Annotated in this window: 9 protein-coding genes and 1 other annotated feature; of the genes, 5 read left to right on the top strand and 4 right to left on the bottom strand. The window is 37.7% G+C overall.

The window, feature by feature from the left end:
* Positions 1-232: 232 nt before the first annotated feature.
* The 4 genes from DTK66_RS04570 to ezrA all read right to left on the bottom strand — a co-directional run bounded on the left by DTK66_RS04570 (position 233) and on the right by ezrA (position 7520).
* The gene (locus DTK66_RS04570) at positions 233-2887 is read right to left on the bottom strand and encodes a valine--tRNA ligase (protein ID WP_191667920.1); all 2655 of its coding nucleotides are present in this window, start codon (positions 2885-2887) and stop codon (positions 233-235) included.
* Positions 2888-2953: 66 nt separating this feature from the next.
* Positions 2954-3171, bottom strand: a binding site (T-box leader).
* Between the two features lie 43 nt (positions 3172-3214).
* The gene (gene thiI, locus DTK66_RS04565) at positions 3215-4435 is read right to left on the bottom strand and encodes a tRNA uracil 4-sulfurtransferase ThiI (RefSeq protein WP_191667919.1); all 1221 of its coding nucleotides are present in this window, start codon (positions 4433-4435) and stop codon (positions 3215-3217) included.
* 20 nt (positions 4436-4455) lie between these two features.
* Positions 4456-5604 carry a cysteine desulfurase family protein gene (locus DTK66_RS04560; RefSeq protein ID WP_191667918.1) on the bottom strand — a complete coding sequence of 383 codons (1149 nt, stop codon included), beginning with the start codon at positions 5602-5604 and terminating at the stop codon, positions 4456-4458.
* 212 nt (positions 5605-5816) lie between these two features.
* Positions 5817-7520 carry a septation ring formation regulator EzrA gene (ezrA, locus tag DTK66_RS04555; RefSeq protein WP_191667917.1) on the bottom strand — a complete coding sequence of 568 codons (1704 nt, stop codon included), beginning with the start codon at positions 7518-7520 and terminating at the stop codon, positions 5817-5819.
* A 113-nt stretch (positions 7521-7633) separates the two neighbouring features.
* Here ezrA and DTK66_RS04550 point away from each other — a divergent pair, with 113 nt between their 5' ends.
* The 5 genes from DTK66_RS04550 to murI all read left to right on the top strand — a co-directional run bounded on the left by DTK66_RS04550 (position 7634) and on the right by murI (position 13020).
* Positions 7634-8089 carry a GAF domain-containing protein gene (locus DTK66_RS04550; protein WP_191667916.1) on the top strand — a complete coding sequence of 152 codons (456 nt, stop codon included), beginning with the start codon at positions 7634-7636 and terminating at the stop codon, positions 8087-8089.
* Positions 8090-8284: 195 nt separating this feature from the next.
* On the top strand, positions 8285-8890 hold the full coding sequence (gene rpsD, locus DTK66_RS04545) for a 30S ribosomal protein S4 (protein ID WP_153710199.1): 606 nt from the start codon (positions 8285-8287) through the stop codon (positions 8888-8890).
* A 368-nt stretch (positions 8891-9258) separates the two neighbouring features.
* A complete protein-coding gene (gene gad, locus DTK66_RS04540; protein WP_153930243.1) occupies positions 9259-10665 on the top strand; it encodes a glutamate decarboxylase in 1407 nt (468 codons plus the stop codon).
* A gap of 104 nt (positions 10666-10769) precedes the next feature.
* On the top strand, positions 10770-12236 hold the full coding sequence (gadC, locus tag DTK66_RS04535; protein ID WP_153930244.1) for a glutamate/gamma-aminobutyrate antiporter: 1467 nt from the start codon (positions 10770-10772) through the stop codon (positions 12234-12236).
* Positions 12229-13020, top strand: a complete 792-nt coding sequence (gene murI, locus DTK66_RS04530; protein WP_191667915.1) for a glutamate racemase — start codon at positions 12229-12231, stop codon at positions 13018-13020. Before gadC ends, murI begins: the two co-directional genes overlap by 8 nt.
* Positions 13021-13038: the final 18 nt, after the last annotated feature.

Below are 13038 nucleotides of genomic sequence, written 5' to 3'. Positions count from 1 at the left end.
ATCGATAAAGAAAATTAAATGATATATGATTTAATCTTCATATAAATAAAAAAAGAAGCTAGTTTTTTCTAGCTTCTTTTATTTCTTTATCGGTCATTATCACTCTAAAATCACATGTAATGAGCAAAGAAACCAATTATATCAGTGCCTTTACCAAACCAATTCTTAAAATAAATATGATATATTTTTCATTTGATATCTTAGATGTCAATTATCTTGTTATAAATTCACACTAAGCATTTTGCAGAGAAGCCAAGCGGTCTTTAGCAGCTGTTAATTTTTGTTGCCATTCAGTTGCTTTTTGGCGTTCTTCTTCAACCACTTTTTCCGGTGCATTATCAACAAACTTCTTATTACCGAGTTTCTTTTCTGACCGTTCTACCTCTTTTTCAAGCTTAGCAATTTCTTTTTCCATCCGAGCACGTTCTTCATTAAGGTCAACTAATTCTGCCATTGGGATATAAACCTCAGCGCCAGCTAAAATCCCACTCATTGCAAGCTTTGGTGCTTCTACCTCTTTGCTAATTGTGAGTTTTTCAGGATGACAGAAACGTTCAATGTAGTCACGGTTATCATTTAACATTTGAGCTAAATGATCATTGTCAACTTTTACTAAAATATCAACTGGCTTAGACATTGGCGCATTAGCTTCATTCCGAATATTCCGAACTGCCTTAATTAATTCAATTAGACTGCTCATTTGTTCCGTGGCCACTGGATCGTCAAGATCAGGAGTGGCAACTGGGTATTTAGCAACCATGATTGACTTACCATCATGAGGCATTGACTGCCATAATTTTTCGGTAACGAATGGCATGATTGGATGTAACATCTTAAGAGTTTGATCAAGGACATAGCCAAGAATGTTCTTAGTATCGGCTTTTTCTTCATCAGATCCGTTATTAAGCTTTTCCTTAGTCATTTCGATATACCAGTCACAGAAATCGTTCCAGATGAAATTGTAAAGGGCGCGGCCAGCTTCACCAAATTCAAATTTTTCAAACTGTTCATTGACTTGCTTAACTGTCGCATTCAAGCGGCTTAAAATCCACCGGTCTGCTAAATCCCACTTACTTTTATCTGGAAGAACCGGTGCAGGCATATCACCAAGGTTCATAATAACATAACGGCTTGCATTCCAAATCTTATTAATGAAATTCCAAGCAGCATCCATCTTAGTGTAACTAAAGCGAATATCCTGACCAGGAGTCGAACCAGTAATTAAGAACCACCGTAAGGCATCGACACCGTATTTTTTAATAACATCCATTGGGTCAATTCCGTTACCCAGTGATTTACTCATCTTGCGACCCTGTTCATCCCGAATCAATCCATGAAGTAAGACGTTCTTAAACGGAGCGCGACCGGTAAATTCAAGTGATTGGAAGATCATCCGTGAAACCCAGAAGAAAATAATGTCATATCCAGTAACTAATGTATTGGTTGGGAAGTAACGCTTAAAGTCAGCAGAGTCGGTATTTGGCCAGCCCATCGTTGAAAATGGCCATAATGCGCTAGAGAACCATGTATCTAAAACATCTTTATCTTGTTCCCAATTTTCAGCATCTTTTGGTGCTTCCATCCCCACATATACTTCGCCAGTTTGCTTATTGTACCAAGCCGGAATCCGGTGTCCCCACCAAAGTTGCCGGGAAATAACCCAATCATGAATATTTTCCATCCATTGAGTAAAAGTATGTTCAAAACGTTCTGGCACAAAGTTTACACGATCATCAGTATCTTGATTCTTAAGAGCAGCTTCTGCTAATGGCTTCATCTTTACAAACCACTGAGTAGAAAGACGCGCTTCGACCTGAACACCAGTCCGTTCAGAATGCCCAACCGAGTGAACAATCGGATCAATCTTTAGCATATAGCCTTGATCTTGAAGGTCCTTAACAATTGCTTCCCGAGCTGCAAAACGATCCATTCCTTCGTACTTGCCAGCATTTTCGTTCATTGATGCGTCTTCATTCATCGTGTTAAGTTCTGGAAGATTGTGCCGCTTTCCAACCTTAAAGTCGTTCGGATCATGGGCTGGAGTGATCTTTACCATCCCGGTACCAAATTCAGGGGTTACATATTCATCGGCAATAATTTCAATTTCACGGTTCACAAGCGGTACCATTACTTTTTTACCAACTAATTCCTTATACCGCTCATCATTAGGGTTAACTGCAACAGCTTCATCACCAAACATCGTTTCAGGACGGGTTGTTGCAATTTCAATATAGTCTTTACCGTTAAATGTTGTTCCATCTGTAAATGGATATTTAACATGATAAAAGGCACCCTTGTCATCTTTATGGATAACCTCAATATCAGATAAAGCAGTCCGCGCTTGTGGATCCCAGTTAATAATGTAAGTTCCCCGGTAAATCAAACCCTTGTTATAAAGATCAACAAAAACCTTCCGAACAGCCTTATTTAATCCTTCGTCAAGGGTAAAACGTTCCCGGTCGTAATCAACAGAAATTCCCATCTTTGCCCACTGTTGATGAATAATATCTGCGTATTCATCTTTCCAGTCCCAGACTTGTTGAACAAACTTCTCCCGGCCAAGATCATAACGAGAAACACCTTGTTTACGAAGACGAGCTTCAACTTTAGCTTGGGTAGCAATTCCGGCGTGATCCATTCCGGGAACCCACAAAACATCATATCCTTGCATCCGTTTTTGCCGAATAATCATATCTTGTAAGGTCGTATCCCAAGCATGACCTAAGTGAAGCTTCCCAGTAACGTTCGGTGGCGGAATAACAATCGAGTAAGGGTGAGCTTTTTTATCTCCACTTGGTTTAAAGAATCCTTGGTCGATCCACCATTGGTACCGTCCCTTTTCAACAGTAGACGGATCATACTTGGTAGACATATCTTTTTCTGTCATAACAGAAACTCCTTTCAAAAATCAATCATCATTCATGCATTAACTAAAAAAACGCCCTATCACAATCGATAGGACGAATTAATCGCGGTACCACCTAAATTGGACATAGTTATTTACTATCTCCCACTCTATCATCTAATAACGGTAATGAACCGGATATCCCTACTTTAATTTCAGTATATCAGCTCCCGAACTACCTTCATAAAGTTTAACTAATCCCCTTGCACTATCAGGATTTCGCTGATGAAGTACCGCTTTATTACTCTTTCGGTCAATGCTTATTAAGTTGTATCATAGCTAAATTATCAAATCTCGTCAAGCCTTATTTTAAAGTAATTCAGCAAAGACATCTTCGTTCTGGTTTAAGTAATCATCACCAGGATGAATCTCGGTAATTTCAATCCCATCAAGGGCACGTTGCATTAATCCTTCGATATCGAGCCGCTTTTCATACTCACGGGCTCGGTCAACGTTAGGCCGCGTTTTAGGCGATGGCGGGGTAAATACCGTACAACAATCTTCATAAGGTAAAATTGAAAGTTCGTAGGTATCAATGTCTTGCGCAATTTTGATAATTTCAGTCTTATCAAATGACAAAACTGGTCGCAAAACCGGATAAGATGTTACATCATTAATCGCAAGCATACTTTCCATTGTTTGCGATGCAACTTGACCAAGAGATTCACCATTAAAGATTGCTAAGCCATGACGTTTAATCATTAAGGCGGCCGCTAATCGAAGCATCATCCGCCGTTGAATCGTCATTAAGTAACCTTCCGGAACCTTTTCCTTTACTGTTTCTTGGATTTCAGCAAACGGTACTTGGATAAACCTGATACTCCCACTATACTTAGCAAGCTTTTCTGTTAATTGCTTTGCCTTTGCCAATGCTTGCGGACTTGTGTATGGCGGACTAAAGAAGTGAACCATTTCCATTGAAACACCACGCTTCATTCCTAGGTATGCTGCAACCGGTGAATCAATCCCACCAGACATCATCATCATTCCCTTACCAGCGGTTCCAACGGGCAAACCACCTGCCCCCTTAATCGTCTCGCTGGATAAGAAAATCCCATTAAGCCGAATCTCAACCCGAAGCGTTAAGTCTGGGTTGTGGACATCAACTTTAAGCTTGTCAGGGAATTTCTCTAATAAGTATTCCCCTAGCTTATTATTCATCGCAAAGGTATCCAATTCAAAATGGTGGTCAGAACGGCGAGTTTCAACCTTAAAAGTAATCGGTCCTTTAACTTGTTCTGCAATCATTTGTGCCGCTGCCTGAGCAGTTGCTTCAAACGACTTATCAACTTTAATTGATGGTGAAAAGTTTTGAATACCAAATACTAATTTCAATCGTTTCATTACCGAGTCATAATCAGCCCCATTTAATTCAACATGGAGTCGATCTCGTTGAGCATGAACTTTAACTTGCTCAAAACTATGAAGGGCTTTGCGTACATTAACCCCCAAGCGGTCAATAAAAGATTTTTTATTATGACCCTTTGTTGAAAGCTCACCATACCGAACCATAATTTCTGTATACTGCACGTTACATCCTCCTTTCAAAATTATTCAATGATTTTCTTAAAACCAGCATAAAGTTCATCAAATACTTTATTGAACTGATCTGCTTCCGCTAATGTATTTTGGTCACCAAGACTAATACGCACTGCACTGGTTGCCACATTTTCTGGAATCTTCATTGCCGCTAGCGTTCCAGCTTCTGAATGCTTCTTAGAAGAACAGGCACTTGTCGTTGAGATGTAGATATCCTGATCTTCAAATGCATGAACAATCGTTTCACCCCGAACTCCCACAATCGCAAAACATAAAATGTGAGAGGCAAAGCCGTCATTTCTTCCTGAGATTAGTTTTACATGGTCAAACTGACTTAAATGATCATAGATTCGTTCTTTAATCGCTTGTTCACGTTTAACGGCTGTTTGTTCGTTTTCTTTTACCAAGCGGATTGCCTTTGCCAATGCAACATTACCAGGCGTGTTTTCAGTGCCGCTCCGCAATGTTCTTTCTTGACCGCCACCAGCAATCAGTGGTTCTAATTTTCGTCCACTCTTAAAGTAAATAAAGCCGGTTCCCCGCGGTGCATGAAATTTATGACCAGAAAACGTAGCAAAATCAACCCGATCACTAAAGACGGCATCGTCAATCCCCTTGCCAATCGCTTGAACCGCGTCAACCATAAAATGAATATTGGGATAATCCTTTAAAATTTCACCAACTGCTTTAATTGGTTGAATCGTTCCAATTTCATTATTAACTGCCATAATTGAAACTAAAATCGTATCCGGCCGAATTGCTGCTTTGACATCTGCAGGATTGATCCGTCCTTCCTTATCAACCGGAAGATAAGTAATCTCAAAGCCAAGGTCTTTTAATTGCGCCATTGCATTCTTTACCGCAGCATGTTCAACACTGGTCGTAATAATATGCTTACCAAAGCGGTGTTTTGCCATTGCAGTTCCTTTAATTACCCAGTTATCACCCTCAGAACCACCACTAGTAAAAACAATCTCACTTGGCTTAACCCCTAGCAACTTTGCTATTTGTTGGCGAGCCTGTTCTTGAAGATTCCAAGCATTTTCACCAAACTTGTGCAGACTGCTTGGGTTTCCCCAAATCTTTTGACTAACGGCATCATATGTCGACAAAACTTCTGGCAGGATTTTTGTCGTTGCACTGTTATCAAAATAGATCATACTGATTTCCTTCCTAAAATAAATACACAAGGCAATTACAAATGAGCAATTGCTTTGATTAAGATTCAACAGTCGAGGATAGGTCGCTGCTGAAGATTTCGACTCTTCTTAAAACGGTTGTATATTATAACAGAAAATTACTTATTCGGCATTAGTTATTAATTCGTACTAACAAAAAAAGGCTGATAACAATCATCAACCTCTTTAAGTTATTAATCTTTACCAATTTCACGGTAATAACTATCTTCTATTCGTTTATAACTACCGGGTTCAACCTCTTCTAAAACCGTCGCAATCGCTTCTAAACTAGCGGTGTAATTGAACTGATCAAAGAGGTCCTGCGATTTTTTAGCAGCTGCCGCAATTCGCTCGTTGTCACTAAAACGGTTGGCATATTGCTGAAAACGTTCTGTTAGCTCTGCACTATCACGTAATATGTCAGTCTTATCATTTAGTGTATCGATATCAGATTCAACGATAATTAACTGCTTGGTAATTTCATCCATATTAATTTTATACTCGTTTAACTCATCAGCCAGTTTTTTAATTTCATCGCTTACCCCAAAGAAGTAATCAAGGTAGTCTTTAGGCAGCCCTGGCAAATTCAATTGCTCCACTTGGCGATGAATTGTCCGAATTTGAACTGAATATTTCTGGAGCATTTGCCGTGCGCGCTGTTCGTCAGTTTGAAGCTTGGCAACTTCATCGTTAAGTTTTTCCTGACTTTTTTCAATCTCAGTTAAATTCTTTTGATTGGTCTTTTGGCGGTCTAACACTTGGCTATAAACGGCCGACTTATTAGCAATTGCTTCCGCATCATCACGGTACTGTTTTATAATCGCTTTGATCTGCTCATTTAGTTCACGAACAGTTTCTTGCTCATGGTTAGTTAAAGTATAATTGATACTCAACCGATCAAGCTCTACCCCCAGCTCATCATTTTGTCGCTGGGCATGACGGGTAAATTCTTTCATGACGTCAATTAGGTGAATCGCTTCGTCCTTAGCATCAATTTCTTTTTGCATTACCCCATATAAATAATCAATTCGCTCACTTAAGTCCTTATTAGACTGTTTAACAATATCTAATTGCAAATCATTAAGCTGTCCAATCGTTTCATCTAATTTTGCTTTTAATTGGTCAATCTGCTTTTCAATATTTTTTTCTGTAAAATGGTAATTTTGTTTTACCAGCGTCTCATAACCATTTTTAAGTTCAGCTAATTGCTCGGGAAATTCGGTTGCAATTGGTTTATAAAGCTTCGGAATTTCTGTTAGTTTTTTCTCAAAGGCCGCATTTTTACTTTGTAGATCAGTAAGAATTTCCTGAGCCGCTTCAATATCACCTTTATTAGTTAGATCTGTAAATTTAGCAAATTGTGCTTCTAATTCAGCTAATTGATTATTCAATTTTTTCTCACTATCGCCATATTCAAAACTTTTTTCGTTTAAATGACGATGGAATTGACGATACTTAGACCGAATCCGTTCTACTGCTTGCATATGGGTATGTTGCTGTTGACGCAAATGCTGGAGTTCTTTGTCCATTTGTTGGATAGTTGCTGTCAATTTTGCTAGGTCAGCTTGTGCATCGCGAATTTGTGTATTTATTGTTAATAATTTACTCGTCCGGGCATCTGCTAAAAGTTGGGGGGCTTTTTTGTTAAAGTCGTTGATTGCTGGTTGGACCTGCTTTTCATATTTATTTTTAATTGTTTCAAATTGTTTTTTAGCATCACCAATTAACTGTAACGCTTCTACATCCTTTATTTGCTGGCCAACTTTTTGGCCTGCGATCTTTTTCGCACTAGCCATTAAGTCATTAATCTGCTTGACCACGCGTCGTTGATACCAATAGACGCAGACCAATAATGCGACAACAATGATTAAAACACCAATCAATACTTGAAAAACCACTTTTTACACCTACTACTTTTTATTGTTTATTGATATTGCATAACAATTAGCCGTATAATCCTATTCAAAATTATAGCATACCTTAACGTTACTGCTGAGAAAGAAGGAAAAATATGTCAGAAAATTCATTATTGACCGCCCAACTAGCGAGTCTCCTCACTGGTGAACATAATAAAATTGCTAACTTAGCTAACGCTAGCGCCCTCCTTATGCAAAGCCTTGCAGAAATAAATTGGGCAGGCTTTTACCTATTTGACAAAGAAAAAAACGAGTTAGTCCTCGGACCATTTCAAGGGAAAGTTGCCTGTATGCATATCAAACTCGGCAACGGTGTTTGTGGCACAAGTGCCGTTAAGCAGAAAATAATTGTCGTTGATGATGTCCAGCAATTTAAAGGATATATTGCCTGTGATAGTGCCGCTCAATCTGAATTAGTTATCCCACTAGTCAAAGACTCACAATTAGTCGGTGTACTGGACTTAGATTCGCCGATAAAAAACCGTTTTGATAAGGAAATAACAAATGAATTAGAAGCATTTTCCCAGATGCTCTTGAAAATGCTTGACTAATACTATAAATTCGTTGTACACTAGTTTTTGTGTAAAATAATGCAGCAGTGAGGGGCAAGCTCGTCAACAGACTGGTGCCAATTGGTGTTTTTAGTAACTCGGCTGCTAGGGTGAAAAATTCAAATCAGCCTGCACGAATGCCAAGCTCACATCGGATTATTTTACTCCAACTAAAATTATTGGAGGAATTTATTTATGTCTCGTTACACTGGTCCAAGTTGGCGTGTTTCACGTCGTCTTGGCGTATCACTTTCAGGTACTGGTAAAGAATTAGCACGTCGGGCTTACGCTCCTGGTGACCACGGTCGTGATCGTCGCGGTAAGCTTTCAGAATACGGTACACAATTACGTGAAAAGCAAAAGCTTCGTTTTATGTACGGTATGACTGAACGTCAATTCTCAAACCTTTTCGTTCGTGCCGGTAAGATCAAGGAAGGTACTCACGGTGCCAACTTCATGGCATTGCTTGAACGTCGTCTTGATAACATGGTTTACCGTCTTGGCTTAGCTACTACTCGTCGTCAAGCTCGTCAATTAGTTAACCACGGTCACATCACTGTTGATGGTAAGCGTGTTGACATTCCATCGTACGAAGTTAAGGTTGGTCAAGTTATCGCTGTTCGTGACAAGTCTAAGAACTTAGACATTATCAAGAACGCCGTTGAAGCCGTTGTTTCACGTCCTTCATACGTTGACTTTGATGCTGACAAGCTTGAAGGTAAGCTTAACCGGATTCCAGCACGTGAAGATATGAACGCTGATATTGATGAAGCTCTTATCGTTGAATTCTACAACAAGTAATCTTTAAGGTTACTTATGTTAAAAGATCGGATTTTATCCGGTCTTTTTTTGTGCCCAAAAGAACTCCTTTCACTTATAATAATATAATTTCATTAGGTAATTATGGATGTATTTATAAATTCATAATTACCTATTTTTATATAATTTTATTAATAGCATTATTATTGCAAAAAAAAAAAAAAAAAAAGCATATAGTTGAAAATGTAAATAATAATTATTATTTATTTAACAATTTTTTCAGTACTGAAAGATTATCCTCTACTATTTTAACAATAAAAAAAGAGAATTATTATAGCCTATTTATTTCGCTTCTTTATTAATGATTCAAAAAGAAGCGTCCAGTAAATTAGTTAAGGAGGCTACCTTTCATGGCAGGACTATATGGAAAAAAAGATGAAGAAAAACATGATGTATTAGATCCTATTTTTGGTTCTTATACTGCTGATCATGCTTTATCGAAATACGAATTAAACAAAGAACCTGTTTCTCCAGAAGTGGCTTATCGAATCGTAAAAGATCAACTGATTGATGAAGGTAATGCACGTGAAAACCTAGCTACTTTCTGCCAAACATATATGGAACCGAAAGCAACTGAAATTATGGCCGAAACAATGCAAAAAAACGCCATCGATAAGTCTGAATATCCACGAACTGCTGAACTCGAAAATCGTTGCGTTAATATTATTGCTAACTTATGGCACGGGCAAAAGAATGAAAACTACATGGGTACTTCAACAGTTGGTTCTTCTGAAGGTTGTATGCTTGGTGGACTTGCAATGAAATTTGCCTGGCGAGAACGAGCCAAAAAATTAGGTCTTGATATTAATGCTCATAAGCCGAATTTGGTAATTTCATCTGGTTATCAAGTATGTTGGGAAAAATTTGCAACATACTTTGATATAGAATTACGAACAGTTCCAATGGATGAAGAACATCAATCACTTAATATGAATACTGTTATGGACTACGTTGATGAATATACTATTGGAATCGTTGGTATTATGGGAATTACTTATACTGGTCGCTATGATGATATCGCAAAGTTAAATGACCTCGTTGAAGAATATAATAAAACAACTGATTATAAAGTTTATATTCATGTTGATGCTGCTTCAGGTGGTTTCTATGCCCCATTTATGGAACCAGACATTAAATGGGATTTTCAACTAAAAAACGTTGTTTCGATTAATTCTTCAGGTCACAAATATGGTTTAGTTTACCCTGGAATCGGTTGGGTTCTCTGGCGCGATAAGAAATTTGTTCCTGATAAGTTAATTTTTAAGGTTAGCTATTTAGGCGGAGAATTACCAACAATGGCTATTAACTTCTCACGGAGTGCCTCGCAAATTATTGGTCAATATTATAATTTTGTTCGTTTTGGTTTTGACGGCTATAAGAAGATCCAAAAGCGAACCCACGATGTCGCTGTATATTTAGCAACCGAAATTCAAAAGATGGGGATGTTCGAAATGGTCAATGACGGTTCCCAACTCCCGATTATCTGTTATAAATTGAAGGATCTAACTGCACAAAATTGGTCATTATACGATTTGGCTGATCGGTTGCGGATGCAAGGTTGGCAGGTTCCTGCATATCCACTTCCTCAAAACCTCGATACAGTTGAAGTACAACGAATCGTATGTCGAGCTGATTTTGGAATGAGCAGAGCCCATGAATTTATCGATGACATGAAGCGAGATATTGAGGAGTTAAATAAGTCGATTTTAGTTGGGCACAAAACAACTGAACTTAAAAAGTACGGCTTTACCCATTAATTTTTAAGATTACATTTGTTCTACATAGTTAAGCCTTTCTAAAAGATTTTTAATTATGTAGAACTTTTTTATATCATCTGCTGAAAAGGAGGTTTGTAATTATCATGAATACTTTACAAAACAAAAGAACACTTACCATGTGGGGGTTCTTTTCCATTACTGCAGCTATGGTTTTAACAGTTTATGAATACCCAACTTTCGCAACTTCTAAACTCCACCTAGTATTCTTTCTGATTTTAGGAGGTTTATTTTGGTTTATTCCCGTTGCGTTATGTGCAGCAGAAATGGCTACTGTTAAAGGATGGAATGATAATGGCGGTGGTGAATTTAGCTGGGTCAGCCACACCCTTGGGACGAGATTCGGCTTTGCGGCTATCTTTTTTCAATGGTTTCAAATTACTGTAAATTTCTGTACAATGATTTACTTTATTTTAGGAGCATTATCTTTTGTAGTTAGCTGGCCAGCTTTAACCAATAATGCTTGGGTTAAATTCTGGGGAGTATTAATCATATTCTGGCTAGTTACATTTTCTCAATTTGGAGGTACAAAATATACTCAGAAAATTGCAAAGTTTGGCTTTTTAATCGGAATCCTGATTCCATCAGCCATACTATTTATTCTAGCAATTTGGTATCTATGTGTAGGTGGTAAATTATTAATTACTTTCACGCCTCATCAATTTGTTCCCGACTTTACAAAAGTTGATACATTGGTCGTTTTTGTATCGTTTATTTTAGCGTATATGGGTGGTGAAGCCTCTGCTTCCTATATTAATGAGTTGAAAAATCCAAATAAAAACTACCCATTGGTTATGTTTATATTAGTTATTTTGGCAATTTGCTTAGATACACTAGGCGGTCTTACAGTTGCTGCTGTGATTCCACAAAATCAACTTTCCCTAAGTGCTGGGGTAGTTCAAGCATTTAATTACCTATTTATCAATTTAAGTCATGGTGAATTAGGTTGGCTTACTCGGATTATAGGGTTAATGCTTGCCTGTGGTGTGATTGCTGAAATTAGTTCATGGGTTACCGGTCCTTCGCGAGCAATTTATGATACTGCTAAAATGGGAATTATTCCAAGTTACTTTAAAAAAACTAATAAACATAATATTCCTGTCCGTTTAATTATTGTTCAAGGTCTTATTGTATCAATCTGGGATGCGGTCTTAACACTTGGCGGTGGCGGCGGTAATGTTTCATTCTTCGCAGCAATGGGACTAACAGTCGTTATTTACTTAGTTGCTTACTTCTTATTCTTTATTAGTTATCTTGTTTTAGTTTACAAAAAGAAAGACTTGCCTCGAACTTATAATGTGCCCGGTGGTACCTTTGGAAAAACTATTATTGCTATTTGTGGGCTTTTAGTAACCCTATTTGCCTTCATTATTTCGTTTTTCCCAACAACTTCGTTACCAGCATCATCTCACGGAATTTACATGGCTATTTTAATCATAAGTTTCCTTATCGTATTAGTTATCCCATTTATTATTTTCCAAATAACCAAGAAGCACCATACTGGTTTATTGGACGAAGAAAATCACAAAAAAGGAGATCATCCAGATGAATAATTTACCAATTGGAGTTATGGATTCAGGACTTGGTGGACTCTCTGTTGTTAGAATGATTCAAAATAAATTACCAAATGAGTCAATAGTTTTTGTCGGTGATGAAGGACACTTTCCGTATGGAACAAAGCCGCAGGCAGAAGTCAGAAAGTTTGTTATAAAAATTAGCAAATATCTAGAGCAACGACCTGTCAAATTAATGGTTATCGCTTGCAATACAGCAACTGCAGCGGCTCTACCAGCTGTTAAAGAACAACTTAAAATTCCAGTAATCGGTGTAATTCATCCAGGAGCAGAGGCCGCTGTTAAAACTCACGCAAATGTAATTGGAGTTATTGGAACTGATTCAACAATAAAAGATGGCGCCTATGAAAGAGAAATTCATAAAATTGACCCAACAATTAAAGTTATTAGTAAGGCAACACAACCTTTAGTGGCAATAGTTGAACACGGGCTTACGGAAACTCCTGAAGCTCAACAAACAGTCAATGAACAGTTATCAATTTTTGATAAAAATCCTATTGATACTTTAATTTTAGGGTGTACCCATTTTCCTTTCTTAGAAAAACAAATTCAAAATAAGATTGGAAAAAAGGTAACTTTAATCGATCCTGCAAAAGAGACAGTCCTTCAAATACAGTCTTTACTAGAACAAAATAATATGTTAAGTAATGAAGCTCCAACATATGACCTTTATTCAACAGGCAATAAAAATGACCTAATAGCTGGCGCAAATAAGTGGCTACATGACAAATATACTTCTTGTACCAGCTTAAAATTAAATTGATCACATTAACAACAGATC

Source organism: Limosilactobacillus walteri, from assembly GCF_014830205.1.
GTDB lineage: Bacteria > Bacillota > Bacilli > Lactobacillales > Lactobacillaceae > Limosilactobacillus > Limosilactobacillus walteri.
The sequence above is the reverse complement of the archived record's forward strand: the minus strand, read 5'-3'. Positions and strand labels throughout refer to the sequence as shown.

Excerpts from the sequence above, each read along its gene's own strand:
- DTK66_RS04560 (WP_191667918.1), bottom strand. The coding sequence starts at position 5,604 with ATGATCTATTTTGATAACAGTGCAACGACAAAAATCCTGCCAGAAGTT.
- DTK66_RS04550 (WP_191667916.1), top strand. The coding sequence starts at position 7,634 with ATGTCAGAAAATTCATTATTGACCGCCCAACTAGCGAGTCTCCTCACT.
- gadC (WP_153930244.1), top strand. The coding sequence starts at position 10,770 with ATGAATACTTTACAAAACAAAAGAACACTTACCATGTGGGGGTTCTTT.
- DTK66_RS04570 (WP_191667920.1), bottom strand. The coding sequence starts at position 2,887 with ATGACAGAAAAAGATATGTCTACCAAGTATGATCCGTCTACTGTTGAA.
- rpsD (WP_153710199.1), top strand. The coding sequence starts at position 8,285 with ATGTCTCGTTACACTGGTCCAAGTTGGCGTGTTTCACGTCGTCTTGGC.
- gad (WP_153930243.1), top strand. The coding sequence starts at position 9,259 with ATGGCAGGACTATATGGAAAAAAAGATGAAGAAAAACATGATGTATTA.
- murI (WP_191667915.1), top strand. The coding sequence starts at position 12,229 with ATGAATAATTTACCAATTGGAGTTATGGATTCAGGACTTGGTGGACTC.